The following is a 16,083-nucleotide window of genomic DNA, read 5'->3' as shown; positions in this document are numbered from 1 at the left end:
GGCTGGGCTCAGCCTGCCTTTGCCGGGGTGTTGACGCCCATCGACTTCAGATACTGCTTCACGTTGCGCGCCGCCTGGCGCAGGCGCTGCTCGTTCTCGACCATCGCGATGCGCACAAAGCCCTCGCCATTCTCGCCGTACCCGACGCCGGGCGCGACCGCGACCTTGGCATGGGTGAGCAGCTGCTTGGAGAATTCGAGGCTGCCGAGATGCGCCAGCGCCGGGGGCAGCGGTGCCCAGGCAAACATCGAGGCGGGCGGGCTGGGGATATCCCAGCCGGCGCGGCCGAAGCTCTCGACCAGCACGTCGCGGCGCTTGTGGTAGAGCTGGCGGTTCGCCTCGACGATGTCCTGCGGGCCGTTGAGCGCTGCGCAGGCAGCGGCCTGGATCGGCGTGAAGGCACCGTAGTCGAGGTACGACTTCACTCGGGTCATCGCCGCGATCAGCTTCTTGTTGCCCACCGCGAATCCCATGCGCCAGCCGGCCATCGAATAGGTCTTGGAGAGCGAGGTGAACTCGATTGCCACGTCCTTGGCGCCCTTGACCTGCAGGATCGAGACAGTAGGCTTGCCGTCGAAATAGAGCTCGGAATAGGCGAGGTCGGAAAGGATCCACACCTTGTTCTCGCGCGCCCAAGCGACGAGCCGCTCGTAGAAGGCGAGGCCGACCGTCTCCGCCGTCGGGTTCGACGGATAGTTGACCACCAGGATCGAGGGGCGCGGCACGGTGAAGGCGATCGCGCGCTCGAGGCTCTCGAAATAATGCTCGTCCGGCGTGGTCGGCACCGCGCGGATCGTCGCGCCGGCGAGGATGAAGCCGAAGGTGTGGATCGGGTAGCTGGGGTTGGGTGCCAGCACGACGTCGCCCGGCGCGGTGATCGCGGTGGCGAGGCTGGCCAGGCCCTCCTTCGAGCCCATGGTCACCACGACTTCGGTCTCGGGGTCGATCTCGACCCCGAAGCGGCGGGCGTAGTAATTCGCCTGGGCCCGGCGCAGGCCGGGAATGCCGCGCGACTGGGAATAGCCGTGCGCATCGGGCTTCTGCGCGACTTCGACCAGCTTCTCGATCACGTGTGGCGGCGGCGGCAGGTCCGGGTTGCCCATGCCGAGATCGATGATGTCCTCTCCCGCCGCACGCGCCGCTGCCCGCATCGCATTCACTTCGGCGATGACATACGGGGGCAGGCGCTTCATGCGGTAGAATTCTTCGGACATTTCCTCATCTCTCAGGGGTTGGAGCGCGGCACGACGCTGTACCGTTCGGGTTCCCTACGCCATGTTCGCGTCTGCGGGAATGACGAGTTGGATGTGGTGCGCTAAAGCAGCGCTTGAAGAGGATGCGCATGGCCGAGACGACGACCCCGCCGATTCCCGACCTGGAAGACCTGCAGCACTGGACCTGGGTGCTGGGCCGGGCCCAGCAGATGATGCTGGAACACGGCTTCGACTGGGTGGAGCACATGCCGGCGGCGCCGCCGTTCGGCGCGCTGCTCGATCCGACGGCGGCGGTGAAGGCGAGCACCGATTTCTGGGCGGACACGATGAAGCTGTGGCAGCGCTTCCTCGACCCGAGCCATGCCGAGCCTTTCGAGGAATCGCCCGAGCAGGCGCGCGACAAGCGCTTCAAGGCGCCGCAATGGCGCGAGGAGCCGGTGTTCGACTTCCTGCGCCAGAGCTATTTCGTGATCGCCGATCACATGCTGCGTGGCATCGACGCGATGGAGGGGATGGATTCGAAACAGAAGGAGCAGGTGCGCTTCGCGACCAGGGGATTCATCGATGCGCTGAGCCCGACCAACTTCCCGGCGACCAATCCCGAAGTGCTCGAGAAGATCGTCGAGACCAAGGGCGAGAGTCTGCTCAAGGGCCTGTCCAACATGATGGGCGACATGGCCAAGGGCCAGATGACCCAGACGGCGGAAGGCGCCTATGAGCTGGGCCGCAACCTGGCGATGACGCCGGGCAAGGTGGTCAAGCGCACGCCGCTCTACGAGCTGATCCAGTATGCGCCGGCCGAGGGCGCCAAGCAGGTCTACGCCACCCCGCTGCTGATCTTCCCGCCCTGGATCAACCGCTTCTACATCCTCGATCTCAACCCCGAGAAGAGCTTCATCCGCTGGGCGGTGGAGCAGGGGCTGACCGTGTTCGTCGTCTCGTGGAAGTCCGCCGATGCCACGATGAAGGACGTGGTGTGGGACGATTTCGTCGAAGGCGGGCAGATCGACGCGATCGACACGGTCCGCGATCTGCTCGGCGTCGAGGGCGTGCACACGATCGGCTATTGCGTCGCCGGCACCACGCTCGCGGCGACCCTGGCGGTGCTGCACGCGCGGGGCGAGGCAAGGAAGGTGGCGAGCGCGACCTTCTTCACCGCGCAGGTCGATTTCTCCGAGGCCGGCGAGCTCGGCATGTTCGTCGATGACGACCAGCTGGCGATGATCCGCAACCTGAGCGCCGACGGCTTTCTCGACGGGCGCTACATGGCGGCGACGTTCAACCTGCTGCGCGGCCGCGACCTGATCTGGAACTACGTCACCAACAACTACCTGATGGGCAAGGACTATGCCCCGTTCGACCTGCTCCACTGGAACTCGGACGTGACCAACCTGCCGGCACGCTGGCACATGAGCTACCTGACCGACCTGTACCGCGACAACAAGCTGGTCCAGCCCGGCGCGCTGACGATCAACGGGACGCCGCTCGACCTCTCAAAGGTGCTGACGCCGACCTATGTCCAGGCCGGGCGCGAGGACCATATCGCGCCGGCGCAGAGCGTCTGGAAGATGACCCATTACTTCAAGGGGCCGCTCAAGTTCGTGCTGGCGGGCTCCGGCCATATCGCGGGGGTGGTGAACCCCCCTTCGGCGCAAAAATACCAGTATTGGACCAATTCGGACAAGGTTGAGACGCTCGCGGAGTTCTTTGCGGGCGCAAAAGAGACTAAGGGGAGCTGGTGGCCCGACTGGATCGAATGGCTTGCAGCAATCGATTCGGAAAAGGTGCCGCCAAAGGGCGCTCGCGTGCCCGGCAAGGGGAAGCTTCCGGCGCTGGAAGATGCGCCCGGCAGCTACGTGCGTACGCGCTGATTTATCATCTAATTTTAACGCTTTGTGTATTTTTGTGCACTGCACAATAATGCTTGCAATGCCTGCCGGAAAAGCCTACATGTTGCATCGCAGCAATAGCTTTTAGGGAAGGCATATCATGGCCACCAAGGGACCGAAGACCGGCAAGCCAGCCGCTCCGAAGCCTGCGGCGCGCGCCAAGGCCGCGCCGGCGAAGGTTGCTGCGCCCAAGGCTGAGACGCCCGTGCAGGAGAAGGTTGCCAAACCGATCGTCGAGACGATCGTGAAAGCCCCCGTCGCCGAGCCGGCACCGGTCCTTGCGGACGCAACGCAGGAAGTGACTGAAACTGTTGAAGCCGTGGTCGAGCCGATCGTCGAGGCCGTCACGGAAACCGCAACCACCGCCGTGGAGATCGTCGAAGAGACGGTCGCCGCGCCGGCAGTGAAGGAAAAAGTGATGACCACCATCGAGAACGCCACCGGCAAGGCCCAGGCTCTGTTCGCCGAGTGGAACGACCGCACCAAGGCCGCTGTCGAGAAGTCGACCAAGCTGGTCGAGGAAGCCAATGACTTCGCCAAGGGCAATGTCGAGGCACTCGTCGAGTCGGGCCGCATCGCCGCCAAGGGCTTCGAAGGCCTTGGCCAGGACGCCGCCGAGTATAGCCGCAAGAGCTTCGAAAGCGCGACTGCCGCGCTGAAGAGCTTCTCGTCGGCCAAGACGCCGGCCGACTTCTTCAAGCTGCAGAGCGACTATTTCCGCGGCGCGTTCGACTCGTACGTCGCCGAGGCTTCGAAGAACACCGAGGCGCTGATCAAGCTCGCCAGCGACGCGGCCCAGCCGCTGTCGAACCGCGTTGCCGTCGCCGCCGAGAAGGTGAAGACCGCGGCGTAAGCCGGCGCTTCCCGCCAACCGGCGCAAGCCGGACAAATCGGCGCCGGAAGACACAGGATCAGGGCGGCCTTTCCTTCGGGAAGGGCCGCCCTTTCCTTTTGCGAAAAGCACCCGGCTGTTCTCAATCAGGGTTTACGCGTGCGGCGTGGCCTTGCCCTTGGGGACGCGAGCCCATATTTTCCGCGGCGTGACAGATCCCGTGACATTCGACACCAACATGCCGCTGCGCATGGCCGAGGACGGCAATGACGACGATCGGGGCAACAACCCCTCGATCGGCCTCGCCACGCGTACTCGCACGCGCACCAAGAAGCCGACGCCCTATCGGGTGCTGATGCTCAACGACGATTACACGCCGATGGAGTTCGTCGTGCTGTGCCTGCAGCGCTTCTTCCGGATGGACATGGAAGAGGCGACTCGGGTGATGCTCCACGTCCACCAGCGCGGCGTGGGCGTGTGCGGGGTGTTCAGCTATGAAGTCGCCGAGACCAAGGTGAGCCAGGTGATCGAGTTCGCCCGGCAGAATCAGCACCCGCTCCAGTGCACGCTGGAAAAGGCCTGATCCTTTCCTGACTTTTCGCGTGATTGGAGTTCCCCGGCGAAGGCCGGGGCCCAGCCGCAGTGCAGTTCGAGAGTCTCCGGCGCCGTCGACCGTTGGTTGATACTGGATCCCGGCCTCCGCCGGGGAACGGCGTATGATCGCCCGCTGGACCCGTGATGACGGGCCCTTTGATCGTTACACCCCCGCCTAAGGGCTTGTCCGCGTAGGCGTTTTTCCGGGCGACACAGCTTCGGGGCGAATCGGTAAAAGGCCCTTAGTTCCTGGGAACCGGGGGGTTTTGGGCGGGAACGCAGGGCCGGACGGCGCGACTTGTCACCGCTGACGTCCGGCCCGACTTTTTCCGAGAATCGATGGATGCCGCTCAGCGCGCCCTGGGGAGCCAGCTGAGATCGAGCCCTTCATAGCGATTGACGTAATTGGCGGCGCGGGCGAGCGCGCGTTCGTCGAGCAAGGTGACGCGACCGCCTTCGCGCGCGATCAAATGCTCCTCCTCGAGCTGGCGCAGCATCCGGTTGACGTGCACGGCGGTCAACCCGGTGGCGTCCCCCACTTCCTCCTGCGTCAGTCCCAGCGAGAAGACATTGGCCAGGCTCTTGTCGGTGGCGCGCAGGCGATTGCGCAGCTCGAGCAGCAGGGCGGCGACGCGCGCCTTGGCGCTGGTGCGGCCGAGCGCGGCGAGCCGGTCGGTGAGCGCCACCCGCTCGATCTGCGAATAGACGAACACCATCGCCGAGAGGCGGGGATGGGCGAGCATCAGATCCGACAGCACGCCGCGATCGAACGGGCATACGACGCAGTCCGAAAGCGCGGCGAGTGTCTCGGGGGCTTCCTGATAGACGGCGCTGGAGACGCCGAGCATGTCCCCCGGGAACATGAAGCGCAGGATCTGGCGGCTGCCGTCGTCGAGCAGCACATAGCTCATCATCAGGCCCTTGCGCAGGATGTAGAGCTCGCTGCAGCCCTCATTCTCACGCTGGAGCACCGCCCCGCGACGCACATGCCGCTGGCGTTCCTCCAGTTTTTCGAGCGCATTCTGCTCGATCTCGGTCAGATCGATCAGCTCGCTCAGCTTTTCCGCAAAACAACTGCCGGACACGCGATGGCTTCCCCCCACGCGCCGATGCAAAGCAGTGCAATTGAATCAATGCATTAAAATCGATCAAGGGCGCAAAAAACGCCTTCACCCGAGCGGAGCGCCCCCTCAGACTTGCGTGCAGCGGGCGAGCGACTAGAAGCCCGGCATGGACCGTATTCTCATTCGTGGCGGCAATCGCCTCTCCGGCAAGATTCCCGTCTCCGGCGCCAAGAACGCCGCGCTCACGCTGATGCCCTGCGCGCTGCTCACCGACGAGCCGCTGACGCTGCGCAACCTGCCCCGCCTGGCCGACGTCGACAGCTTCGGCCACCTGCTCAACGAGCTGGGCGCCTCGACGGCGATCGAGGGCACGCGGCCGACCGATTTCGGGCGGGTGATGACGGTGCGCGCGGGCAAGCTGACCTCGACGGTCGCGCCCTATGACATCGTGCGGAAGATGCGCGCTTCGATCCTGGTGCTGGGTCCGCTGCTCGGCCGTGCCGGCGAGGCGACCGTCTCGCTGCCCGGCGGCTGCGCGATCGGCAACCGCCCGATCGACCTGCACCTGAAGGCGCTCGAGGCGATGGGCGCCGAGATCGAGATCGCTGCCGGCTATGTGAAGGCAAGCGCGCCGGGCGGGCGACTCAAGGGCGGGCGCTTCAGCTTCCCGGTGGTTTCGGTCGGCGCGACCGAGAATGCGCTGATGGCGGCGGTGACCTGCAAGGGTACCACCGTGCTCGACAACGCGGCGCGCGAGCCGGAGATCGTCGACCTGTGCAACCTGCTCGTCGCGATGGGCGCGCAGATCAGCGGCATCGGCACCGAGCGGCTGGAGATCGAAGGCGTCGATCGTCTGCACGGGGCGACCTATGCGGTGATGCCCGACCGGATCGAGGCCGGCAGCTATGCGTGCGCCGCCGCGATCACCGGCGGTGACGTCGAGCTGGTCGGCGCCGAGGCGAACGACATGCGCGCGACTCTCGATGCACTCGTGCAGGCCGGCGTCACGGTCGAGGAGACCAAGGGCGGCATCCGCGTCGCGGCCAATGGCCCGCTCAAGCCGCTGACGCTGTCGACCGCGCCCTTCCCGGGCTTCGCGACCGACATGCAGGCGCAGTTCATGGCGATGCAGCTGGTTGCCGAGGGCGCCAGCGTGTTCACCGAGACGATCTTCGAGAACCGCTACATGCACGTGCCCGAGCTCGCCCGCATGGGCGCGCATATCGACGTGCGCGGCCGCACCGCCGTGGTGCACGGGCCGACCAGGCTGGTCGGTGCCCAGGTGATGGCAACCGACCTGCGGGCCTCGATGAGCCTGATCCTTGCCGGCCTGGCCGCCGAGGGCGAGACCCAGGTCAATCGCGTCTATCATCTCGACCGCGGCTATGAGCGGCTCGAGGAGAAGCTGCAGGCCGTGGGCGCCGATATCGAGCGCGTCGGCGACGGCTAGGATGCCGCGGGGGCGGGGCATCAGGCTGGCGATGGGATCGGCGGCGCTGCTGCCGGCCCTTGTGCTTGCCGCAAGCTGGTTCCTCGCCTCCAAGATCGCCGCCGGCCATGCATCGGTGGTGACGCCGGCAGCGGCGCCGGCCGAGCAGGTGAAGCTGACGGCACGAGACGGCGTCGCGATCGCCGGCACCTATTGGCCGGGCCGAACGGCGAACGCGCCGGCGGTGCTGCTGCTCCACGGCGTCGGCGCCTCGCGCAACCAGACCGCGCCGATGGCCGAGGCGCTGGTCGCGCAGGGCTATGCGGCGCTGGCGATCGACCTGCGCGGGCATGGCGCATCGACGATCACCGATCACAGCTATGGCCTCGACGAGGGGCTGGACGCACGCGCCGCGTTCGACTGGCTGAAGGCGCGGCAGCATCGCGGCAAGGTGGCGGTGATCGGCGTCTCGCTGGGCGGGGCGGCGGCGCTGATCGGCCGCGACGGTCCGGTGCCGGCCGACGCGCTGGTGCTGGTCGCCGTGTTCCCGGACATCCGCCACGCCATCTACAACCGCATGGCTTCGGTGCTGACGCCGGTGGGCGGCACGATCGCCGAGCCGCTGCTCAGTTTCCAGTCGCTGCCGCGCTACGGCGTCTGGCCCGGGCGCATCGCGCCGATCGCGACGATCCGCGATTTCACCGCGCCGGTGCTGGTGATCGGCGGGGCGTCGGACCGCTACACGCCGCCGACGGAAACCCGCGCGCTGTTCGAGGCGGCGCCGCATCGCAAGGGGCTGTGGCTGGTGCCGGGGCTGAGCCACGGCGAGGTCAGCAACCTGCACGATGCCGAATGGGCCCGGCGGGTGAGCGGTTTCCTGCGCGGGACGATCGGGGCGCCCTAGCGGCTATTCCGCCGCGATCGCGATCGGCGGCAGGTCCTTGCGATGGGCCGAGGCGACCTGGTTCCGGCCATTCTCCTTGGCCTGATAGAGCGCCGCATCGGCCATGGTGAGCAGGTCGCCGGCGGTGCGGGTGGTCTCGGGGATCGAGGCGACACCGAACGAAGCCGAGATCCTGGCATCGTGGATCGCGGACAGCGCCTCGATGCGGGTGCGCAGCATCTCGCCGATCTGCATCGCATCGGCATGGTCGCATTCGGGCAGGATCACCACCAGCTCCTCGCCGCCATAGCGGCAGGCGACATCGGAGGGGCGCAGTGCGCCGATGATCGCGCCGGCGACCGCGCGCAGCACGGCGTCGCCCATCGCATGGCCGTGCTCGTCGTTGAGCTTCTTGAAATGATCGAGGTCGATCATGATCGCCGAAAGCGGCGTGCCGCTGCGCTCGGCAAGGCTGGCATAGCGTTCCAGGGCATCTTCCATGTAGCGGCGATTGTAGAGCCCGGTCAGGGGATCGCGCAGCGCCTGGGTGCGCAGCTTCTCGCGCAGCGCGATATTGGAGACGGCGAGCGACATCGCGTCGGCGACCGCTTCGGCGAGCGGGCGGATCTCGGCGAGGCGCGCCGTGGCGTCCTCCGCGCTGGTGGCGACCTTGAGCATGCCCTGGATCTCGCCATGGGCCATCATCGGCACTTCGAGCACCGTCAGGCCCGACGCATGATGCTCGCAGCGGAGCATGCCGGGGCCGTTGCCGTTGATATGCGCCTTGCCACGCTTGAGTGCCCAGCAGAGCGAGGGCGAGAGCGTCTTGAGTAGCCGCTCGTCCTCCGGCCAGTTCCAGCTCGTCGACAGCTCGAGCCGGTCGCGCGAATTGTTGAAGATGTAGAGCGCGCCGCAAAAGCCGGCGAGCAGGGTCTCGACCGTGGCGCGCAGCACGGCATTGGCGTCGGCATAGCCATTGGCGCTCTGCAGCATGTCGGTCATCTGGAGCAGGCGCTGGACGCGGCGGCGCTCCGCCTCGGCTTCGACCGCGGCGAGGCGGCGCTGCTCCAGGCCTTCGTTGTTGCGCGGCGTGGCGAAGACCAGGATCGCCAGGGCGACGCTGCCGGCCAGCATCTCGACCGCATAGGCGATGAACTGGTCGAGTTCGCCCTGCACGAACATGCTCGTGCCGCGCGCGACCATCATCAGGACGACCGAACCGGCAAGCGCTGCCGGCACGACGCGCATCAGCCGGTCAAGCGCTTGGGAGGACTTCGAGTTCATCTTCACCCATCCGAGAGTACCCGCTCGAACGGGCATACCCACTCATTATAGGGCGATCTCGGATGGGGTGGCTCAGCGGGTGGCGGTGCTCATCGAATAGGGGCGGGCGGCCTTGCCGGTCGCCCAGCTTTTGTTGGGAGTGGCGGACATGGTGAACTTCAGCTCGCCGCCGGCGACGATCTCGCCATGGGTCAGATAGCCGCGGGCCAGCGGCTTGCCGTTGAGCGTGACCTTGCCGACATATTTGTTGGCATCCGACAGGCCCTCGGCAACCACGGTGAAGCGCTTGCCGTTCGGCAGGTTGAGCGCGGCGCGATCGAGGAAGGGGCGGCCGATCACATACTGATTTGAGCCCGGTGCGACCGGATAGAAGCCGAGCGCGGTGAAGACGAGCCAGGCCGACATCTGGCCGAGATCGTCATTGCCCGACAGGCCGTCCGGCGTCGGCTTGTACTGGCTCTCGACAATCTGCTTCAGCCGCTCCTGGGTGCGCCAGGGCTGGCCGGCATAGCTGTAGAGATAGGCCACGTGATGGCTCGGCTCGTTACCGTGGATATACTGGCCGATAAGCCCGGCAATGTCCTCGGCATGGCTGTAGTCGATCTTCGAATTGTCGAAGTCGAACATCGCATCTAGCTTCTTCACCACCGCGGCGTCGTTGCCGAGCAGCTTGAACATGCCGGCCTGGTCCTGGGGCACGAACCAGGAATATTGCCACGCATTGCCCTCGGTATAGTCCGATCCATAGTTGATCGCCGTGGGGTCGAAGGGGATGCGGTAGCTGCCGTCCGACTTGCGGGCGCGCAGGAACCCGGTCTTCGCGTCGAAGCTGTTGCGCCAGTTGCCCGCGCGCTTCTCGAAGGTCGCGGCGATGTCGGCCTTGCCCATTGCGCTCGCCATGCGAGCGATGGTCCAGTCGTCATAGGCATATTCGACTGTCTTGGAGGCCGCTTCCGGCTCCTTGTCGATCGGGACGTAGCCGAGCTTCATATACTGATCGAGGCCGCCATAGGGGCCGTAGGTGGCGCTCTTCACCATCGCGTCGAGCGCGGCGTTCGGATCGAAGCCCTTGATGCCCTTGAGATAGGCATCGGCGATCACCGGGACGGCATGATAGCCGATCATCGTCCAGGTCTCGCGGCCATGGAATTGCCAGACCGGCAGGATGCCGAAGGGGCTGACCTGCTGGCTGGCGATCAGCGAATTGACGAAATCGGCGTTCTTCTGCTCGCCCTGCGTAAGAAGCAGCAGCGGATGCTCGGCGCGGAACGTATCCCAGAGCGAGAAGGTGGAGTGGAAGGTGAAGCCCTTGGCGGCATGGACCTGATCGTCCGGCCCGCGCCAGCGGCCGTCGGCGTCGGAGAAGACGCTGGGGGCGATCATCGTGTGATAGAGCGCTGCGTAGAAGGTCTTCACCATCGCTGGTGAGCCCTGGACGGGGATCGCACCCAGCGCCTTGTCCCAGTCGGCGGTCGTCTTGTTCGAGATTTCCCGGAAGTCGCCCGGTTCGCTCTCCAGATTGGCGATCGCGCCGTCCTCGTCGACCGAGGAGATCGCGACCTTCACTTCGAGCGGCTGGTCGAGCATGCCGAAGTCGAGCTGCGCCACCAGCGCGCGGCCGGCGAGCTGGGCAGCATCGTCCGCGCCGCGGCTCGGGCCCTGAAAGCCCTTATATTCGACCTTCTCCTCCTTGTTCAGGAAGGCATGGCCGGTCAGCGGCGCCGAAGGACGGATCGCGAAGAACAGCTTGCGCGCCGGCGCCCAGCCGCGGGTCTCGCGCGAGCCGGTGATCGTGCCGTCCGCGCGGATGCGGATCGACGACCAGAGCGTCTTGCCCGGATAATTGTAGAGCGAGCTGCGCAGATCGAGCACCAGATGCGCGGCCTTGCCCTTGGGGAAGACATATTGCTGGACGCCGACGCGGGTGCCCGCGGTCAGCCGGGCGCCGATGCCCGAATCGTCGAGCACCACCGAATAAAGGCCCGGCCGCGCCATCTCGCGGCTGTGGCTGAAGCGCGAACGATAGCCCGATCCCGGCTGCTTGGGGTCGCCCGGCTCGAGCGGCACCGTGTCGCCCGCGACCGGCATCATCAGGAAGTCGCCCAGGTCCGAATGGCCGGCGCCCGAGAAATGGGTCAGCGAGAAGCCCTGGATCGTCGGGTCTTCGTAGCGATAGCCGGCGGCGTGCGCATAGCATTCGCGGATCTTGCAGCCGGTATCGGTGTCCGGGCTGAGCTGGATCATGCCGAAGGGCGCGACCGCGCCGGGGAAAGTGTGTCCTTCGCCGCCGGTGCCGACCAGCGGCGCTTCGAACCAGGGCGGCGGCACCGGTTCGCCCTGTGATGCGCTGCCGGCATCCGGACTGGTCTGCGCCCATGCCGGCGCGAAGGTGAGCGACAGGGCGAGCGCGGCGAGGCCGGTGCGGAGCGGGGCGTTCATGAGCGCGGGTTAGAGCATGGCCCGCGCCCGCGTCCAAGCGAGATCAGAGCTTCATCGTGCCGGTATCGATGAACCGTTGATGCCAGGACAGCGCCTCGCCGCAGAGCATCGGCGTCTGCAACCCGTAGCTGCCCTTGAGCGCGCGGTCATAGTAATCGCGGAGCATCGGGCGATAGTCGGGATGCGCGCATTTCTCGATCACCAGCTCGGCGCGGCGGCGCGGGGCGAGGCCGCGCAGATCGGCCAGGCCCTGTTCGGTGACGATCACCTGCACGTCCTGGGCGATATGATCGACATGACTGACATGTGGCACGATCGTGGAGATCTTTCCGTTCTTGGCGGTGGAGCCGGTCATGAAGATCGAGAGATAGGCGTTGCGCGCGAAATCGCCCGAGCCGCCGATGCCGTTCTGGATGCGCGAGCCCATGATATGGGTCGAGTTGACGTTGCCATAGATGTCGGCCTCGATCAGCCCGTTCATCGCGAGGCAGCCCAGGCGGCGGACGAGCTCGGGATGGTTGCTCATCTCCTGCGGGCGCAGGATGATGCGATCGCGGAACTGCGCCATCTCTGCATTGAGCCGCGCCGCGGCATCCGGGCTGAGCGAGAAGGCGGTGCACGACGCCATGCGCAGCTTGCCCGAGGCGAGCAGGTCGAGCATCCCGTCCTGCAGCACTTCGGTATAGGCAGTCATGTCGGTGAAGGGTGAATCGAGCAGCCCGGTGAGCACCGCATTGGCGATGTTGCCTACGCCCGACTGGATCGGCAGCAGGTTCGGGGGCAGTCGGCCCTTGCCGACTTCGTGCTTGAAGAACTCGATGATGTGGCCGGCGATCGCCATCGCGCATTCGTCTGGCTTGGCGAAGGGCAGGTTGCGATCGGGCGCATCGGTCTCGACTACGGCGATCACCTTGTCCGGATCGCAGCGGAAGCTCGGCTGGCCGAAGCGATCGTCGGGGCGGACCAGCGGGATCGGCACGCGGTTGGGCGGCAGCGCCGTGCCGTAATAGATGTCGTGCATCCCATCGAGCGCGGGGTTCTGCCAGCTGTTGACCTCGAGGATCACGGCATGGGCACGATCGAGCCAGGTCTTGTTGTTGCCGACGGAGGAGGAGGGGATCAGCGAGCCATCGGCATTGATGCCGGCGACTTCGATCACCGCGATGTCGAGCGGGCCGAGAAAACCTTCCCAGGCCATCGGTGCGACCTGGCTCAAATGCATGTCGAGATATTCCATCTCGCCCTTGTTGATCCGCTCGCGCGCGGTGGGATCGGAGTTATAGGGCAGGCGCAGCTCGATGCCGTCAGCCGCGGCGAGCGCGCCGTCGAGCTCGGGGCCGGTCGAGGCGCCGGTCCACACCTTCACCCGCAGGTTGCGCCCTGCCTTGCGCTCGTCGGCGATCCGCTTCGCCAGCGCCATCGGCACCGCCTTGGGATAACCCGATCCGGTGAAACCGCTCATGCCGACGGTCATGTGATCGTCGATGAAGCTGGCGGCCTGCTCGGCGCTGGTGACCTTGGCGGCAAGTCCGGGATGGGCGATACGCGAAGTCATGGGCATCCTCTCGGGCGATGTCGCCCGCTCGCTAGCGCACGGCGGATGCATGCACGAATGCAGGTTTCGCATGCTGCATGCGCGAGGCGAGCACGGGGGCTGACGCGGCGCATCCGGCGCTCTAGGCTGGCGGCATGAAGATCGCCGCGCTGCTGCTGCCCGTCGCCCTTTCGGTTCCCGCGCCCGAGCAGGGCAAGCGCCTGCCGGTGCATATCGGCGGCCGCGCCGTGGCCGAGGGGAAGGCGCTGCGCTTCGGCTGGCCGGGAACCTATTTCGAAGGACGCTTCCGCGGCACCGACGTGACCGTGGCCTTCGATACCAGGACCGATTTCTATCGCGTGCTGATCGACGGCAAGGTCTTCCAGACCTTGACCAAGCCTGAGCGGACCGAGCTGCGGGTGAAGGGGCTCAAGCCCGGTGTGCACACGGTCCGGCTGGAGAAGCTGACCGAAAGCCAGTCGGGCGGTGGCATCTTCCTGGGCTTCTTCACCAGCGGCACGCCGATGGCGGCGCCGGCGCTGCGCAACCAGATCGAGTTCATCGGCGATTCGCACAGCGTCGGCTATGGCAACACCTCGCCCACGCGCGACTGCAAGTCGCAGCAGGTGCATGATACGACCGATACCAGCGCGGCGTTCGGGCCGGTCCTGGCGAAGCGGCTGGGCGCGGACTACCGGGTGATCGCCTATTCGGGCTACGGCATCGTCCGCAACTATGCCGGCAAGTTCCCGGGCGAGAACCTGCCCTATCTCTATGCGCGTGCCATTCCGGGCGAGGCCGGAGCCGCCGCGCCGGACAAGGGCTGGCGGCCGGGCGTGATCGTCATCAACCTCGGTACCAACGATTTCTCGACGCCGGTCCATGCCGGTGAGGCCTGGGCGGATGACGCGGCGCTTCGGGCGGACTACCGGGCCAAATACATCGCATTCGTCAGGGCCCGGCAGGCAGCGCAGCCTGGCGCGCGCGTCCTCCTGATGGGCGCCGAGAATTTCTACGCCGATGTTGCCGCCGTCGCCGCCGCGACGGCGGCAACACCGGTGAAGGTGCCAGCGCTCGAAATGACCGGGTGCAACTGGCACCCGTCGCTCAAGGATCACCGGGTGATGGCGGACCTGCTCGCTGCGACGCTCAGAACGCCGAAGCGCTGAGCTTCACATCGGCGCGGACCCAGGCGGCGGCGAAGTCCTTTTCCGCCGTGCCGGCATCCTTGCCCTGCACCTTCAATGCCTGGACGAGGCCGAACAGCGCCCAGCCGTTGTGCGGATTGCGCTTGAGGTCCTCGCGATACACTGCCTCGGCTTCCGCCGGCGTGTTGCTGCCGAGCAGGGCTGCGCCGAGCAAGTGGCGGCTCGGGAAGAACGCGTCCGAAGGCTCGTTGTACGAGAGCGTATCCTCGACCTTCACGGCTTCGCGTAGCGCCGTGAGCGCAGCCGGCTTGTCGCCGCTGTCCCAGGCGATCCGCGCTTCCGCGCGCAGCTCGGCGATGCGGAACAGCGGGGCGGCCATGTTCATGCCGGCCAGCGCATCGGCAGGGGCGCCGGCGATCTTCGCCTTGAGCTTTGCCAGTTCCGCCCTGGCTTCCTCGCGCTTGCCCGTGGCGGCGAATGCGATGGTGCGGGCGGAGAGCCAGTTGACGGTAAGGTCGAGCAACCGGGCGTCGGGCTGGGGCTCGGCCAGCATCTCGTCCCAGCGGCCAAAGCGGATCAGCGCCTCGTAGAGATAGCCGATGCTCCAATCCATGCCGGGCATCGCGGCGGCCTGATCGTCGGTGAATACCTTGCGGACGTCGCGCAGCGCCTTGATCGTCTCGGCGCTGCGACCCTCCATCGATGCGGCGGCGGCGAGGAACTGGAGATTGTGCGCCGAATACATCGGGTAATAATCGATCGCCGCGGTCTTCGCGTAATAGGCCTTGTCCGCGGCATCGGCGAGGCGATTGGCCTCGGCCGATTCCTCGTAGCGGCCCACGCGCTGGAGGATGTGCGAGGGCATGTGCACGACATGGCCGGCGCCTGGCATCATCGCCTTGAGCCGTTCGGCGGAGTCGATGGCCTTGCCCGGCGCGGTCGAGGCCTCGACGGCGTGGATATAATAATGGTTGGCGCCGGGATGATGCGGGTTGCGGGCGAGCACCGTCTCCAGCGTCGTCACGATCTCGGGCGTATCCCTGGCCGGGGTGCCGTCGGCGTTCCACAGCTTCCACGGCGTACGGTTCATCTGCGCTTCGGCGAACAGGGTCAGGATGTCGTCATCCTTGGGGAAGGCCCTGGCGGCATCGCGCATCGCGTCGCCGAACGCGGCGAGCAGGGGGGCGCTGTTCGTCGGATCGACCGGCTGGGGGCCGGTGTAGCGCTTCGCCAGCGCGAGGATCAGCGCGCGGTTCGCCGGGGTCGCGGAGGGCGCCAAGGCTTCGGCCTTCTTGAGCGCGTCCCAGGCAACCCGCGCGCGCCCCTCGGCCATCATCGGCATGTTGTAGTTGGGACCCAGCGTCAGTGCGACGCCCCAATAGCAGATGCCGCATTTCGGATCGGCCTCGGCGGCCCTGGCGAAGCTGCGCGCGGCTTCGTCATGATTGAACGCCCAGAGCAGGCGCATGCCCTGGTCGAAATAGGCCTGGGCGGCGAGGACCTTGGTACCCGCATCGCGGTGGAAGCTGCCGAGATCGGGGAAGAGCTGGGCGCCGGCCGCCCAATCGGTGAGCGTCTGGGGGAAGCCGTGACCGGCGTGCATGCCGGCCATGTCGCTCGTCTGGGCGACGGCAGGCGGGGCCAGCAGCGGTGCGGCGAGCAGTGCGAGAAAGCGCGAAAGACGGATCATGGCCGAGTTCCCCCTCGGACCGGCAGGATACGCCTTTCGAGCCCTAACCTCAATCAGTCTCCCTGGCAGTTCCCCCGGGGGAG

General features: G+C 66.5%; 12 protein-coding genes. 6 read left to right on the top strand and 6 right to left on the bottom strand.

Annotated elements, in window-relative coordinates:
- Nucleotides 1–8: 8 nt before the first annotated feature.
- Nucleotides 9–1,214, bottom strand: coding sequence for an LL-diaminopimelate aminotransferase (locus tag AAHM44_RS06930; RefSeq protein ID WP_342249500.1), 1,206 nt, complete (start codon nucleotides 1,212–1,214; stop codon nucleotides 9–11).
- Between the two features lie 122 nt (nucleotides 1,215–1,336).
- Between AAHM44_RS06930 and AAHM44_RS06925 the strand changes: the two genes are divergently transcribed.
- From AAHM44_RS06925 to clpS, 3 genes are all read left to right on the top strand, one after another.
- Nucleotides 1,337–3,085 (top strand): PHA/PHB synthase family protein, encoded by a 1,749-nt coding sequence (locus AAHM44_RS06925; protein ID WP_446745965.1) that lies wholly within the window; start codon nucleotides 1,337–1,339, stop codon nucleotides 3,083–3,085.
- A gap of 118 nt (nucleotides 3,086–3,203) precedes the next feature.
- Nucleotides 3,204–3,956 (top strand): phasin family protein, encoded by a 753-nt coding sequence (gene phaP, locus AAHM44_RS06920; RefSeq protein WP_184164205.1) that lies wholly within the window; start codon nucleotides 3,204–3,206, stop codon nucleotides 3,954–3,956.
- A 229-nt stretch (nucleotides 3,957–4,185) separates the two neighbouring features.
- Nucleotides 4,186–4,518 carry an ATP-dependent Clp protease adapter ClpS gene (gene clpS / locus AAHM44_RS06915; protein ID WP_184165141.1) on the top strand — a complete coding sequence of 111 codons (333 nt, stop codon included), beginning with the start codon at nucleotides 4,186–4,188 and terminating at the stop codon, nucleotides 4,516–4,518.
- Nucleotides 4,519–4,879: 361 nt separating this feature from the next.
- Here the strand turns inward: clpS and AAHM44_RS06910 are convergent, their stop codons facing one another.
- Nucleotides 4,880–5,614, bottom strand: coding sequence for a Crp/Fnr family transcriptional regulator (locus AAHM44_RS06910; protein WP_311768416.1), 735 nt, complete (start codon nucleotides 5,612–5,614; stop codon nucleotides 4,880–4,882).
- A gap of 145 nt (nucleotides 5,615–5,759) precedes the next feature.
- Between AAHM44_RS06910 and murA the strand changes: the two genes are divergently transcribed.
- Both murA and AAHM44_RS06900 read left to right on the top strand, forming a co-directional pair.
- The gene (gene murA / locus AAHM44_RS06905) at nucleotides 5,760–7,043 is read left to right on the top strand and encodes a UDP-N-acetylglucosamine 1-carboxyvinyltransferase (protein WP_184164208.1); all 1,284 of its coding nucleotides are present in this window, start codon (nucleotides 5,760–5,762) and stop codon (nucleotides 7,041–7,043) included.
- A 1-nt stretch (nucleotide 7,044) separates the two neighbouring features.
- Complete coding sequence (locus tag AAHM44_RS06900; protein ID WP_342249498.1) at nucleotides 7,045–7,926, top strand: alpha/beta hydrolase; 882 nt, start codon at nucleotides 7,045–7,047, stop codon at nucleotides 7,924–7,926.
- A gap of 3 nt (nucleotides 7,927–7,929) precedes the next feature.
- On the opposite strand, the gene AAHM44_RS06895 is transcribed toward AAHM44_RS06900, so the two are convergent.
- The 3 genes from AAHM44_RS06895 to AAHM44_RS06885 all read right to left on the bottom strand — a co-directional run bounded on the left by AAHM44_RS06895 (nucleotide 7,930) and on the right by AAHM44_RS06885 (nucleotide 13,183).
- Complete coding sequence (locus AAHM44_RS06895; RefSeq protein ID WP_342249497.1) at nucleotides 7,930–9,189, bottom strand: GGDEF domain-containing protein; 1,260 nt, start codon at nucleotides 9,187–9,189, stop codon at nucleotides 7,930–7,932.
- Between the two features lie 72 nt (nucleotides 9,190–9,261).
- Nucleotides 9,262–11,628, bottom strand: a complete 2,367-nt coding sequence (locus AAHM44_RS06890; RefSeq protein ID WP_342249496.1) for a GH92 family glycosyl hydrolase — start codon at nucleotides 11,626–11,628, stop codon at nucleotides 9,262–9,264.
- 43 nt (nucleotides 11,629–11,671) lie between these two features.
- The gene (locus AAHM44_RS06885; RefSeq protein ID WP_269573045.1) at nucleotides 11,672–13,183 is read right to left on the bottom strand and encodes an acetyl-CoA hydrolase/transferase family protein; all 1,512 of its coding nucleotides are present in this window, start codon (nucleotides 13,181–13,183) and stop codon (nucleotides 11,672–11,674) included.
- A 134-nt stretch (nucleotides 13,184–13,317) separates the two neighbouring features.
- Between AAHM44_RS06885 and AAHM44_RS06880 the strand changes: the two genes are divergently transcribed.
- On the top strand, nucleotides 13,318–14,331 hold the full coding sequence (locus AAHM44_RS06880) for an SGNH/GDSL hydrolase family protein (RefSeq protein ID WP_342249495.1): 1,014 nt from the start codon (nucleotides 13,318–13,320) through the stop codon (nucleotides 14,329–14,331).
- On the opposite strand, the gene AAHM44_RS06875 is transcribed toward AAHM44_RS06880, so the two are convergent.
- Nucleotides 14,312–16,000 (bottom strand): hypothetical protein, encoded by a 1,689-nt coding sequence (locus AAHM44_RS06875; RefSeq protein ID WP_342249494.1) that lies wholly within the window; start codon nucleotides 15,998–16,000, stop codon nucleotides 14,312–14,314. The two genes, AAHM44_RS06880 and AAHM44_RS06875, sit on opposite strands and share 20 nt — an antisense overlap.
- Nucleotides 16,001–16,083: the final 83 nt, after the last annotated feature.

Origin of the sequence: Sphingomonas sp. OTU376 (assembly GCF_038440415.1) — a bacterium.
Classification (GTDB): Bacteria; Pseudomonadota; Alphaproteobacteria; order Sphingomonadales; family Sphingomonadaceae; genus Sphingomonas; species Sphingomonas kyeonggiensis_A.
This window is presented reverse-complemented; position numbering and strand designations above follow the sequence as displayed.

Bases quoted from the DNA above. Each gene is read 5' to 3' on its own strand.
- AAHM44_RS06930 (WP_342249500.1), bottom strand. From the start codon at position 1,214: ATGTCCGAAGAATTCTACCGCATGAAGCGCCTGCCCCCGTATGTCATC.
- AAHM44_RS06925 (WP_446745965.1), top strand. From the start codon at position 1,337: ATGCGCATGGCCGAGACGACGACCCCGCCGATTCCCGACCTGGAAGAC.
- phaP (WP_184164205.1), top strand. From the start codon at position 3,204: ATGGCCACCAAGGGACCGAAGACCGGCAAGCCAGCCGCTCCGAAGCCT.
- clpS (WP_184165141.1), top strand. From the start codon at position 4,186: ATGGCCGAGGACGGCAATGACGACGATCGGGGCAACAACCCCTCGATC.
- murA (WP_184164208.1), top strand. From the start codon at position 5,760: ATGGACCGTATTCTCATTCGTGGCGGCAATCGCCTCTCCGGCAAGATT.
- AAHM44_RS06900 (WP_342249498.1), top strand. From the start codon at position 7,045: ATGCCGCGGGGGCGGGGCATCAGGCTGGCGATGGGATCGGCGGCGCTG.
- AAHM44_RS06895 (WP_342249497.1), bottom strand. From the start codon at position 9,189: ATGAACTCGAAGTCCTCCCAAGCGCTTGACCGGCTGATGCGCGTCGTG.
- AAHM44_RS06890 (WP_342249496.1), bottom strand. From the start codon at position 11,628: ATGAACGCCCCGCTCCGCACCGGCCTCGCCGCGCTCGCCCTGTCGCTC.
- AAHM44_RS06885 (WP_269573045.1), bottom strand. From the start codon at position 13,183: ATGACTTCGCGTATCGCCCATCCCGGACTTGCCGCCAAGGTCACCAGC.
- AAHM44_RS06880 (WP_342249495.1), top strand. From the start codon at position 13,318: ATGAAGATCGCCGCGCTGCTGCTGCCCGTCGCCCTTTCGGTTCCCGCG.
- AAHM44_RS06875 (WP_342249494.1), bottom strand. From the start codon at position 16,000: ATGATCCGTCTTTCGCGCTTTCTCGCACTGCTCGCCGCACCGCTGCTG.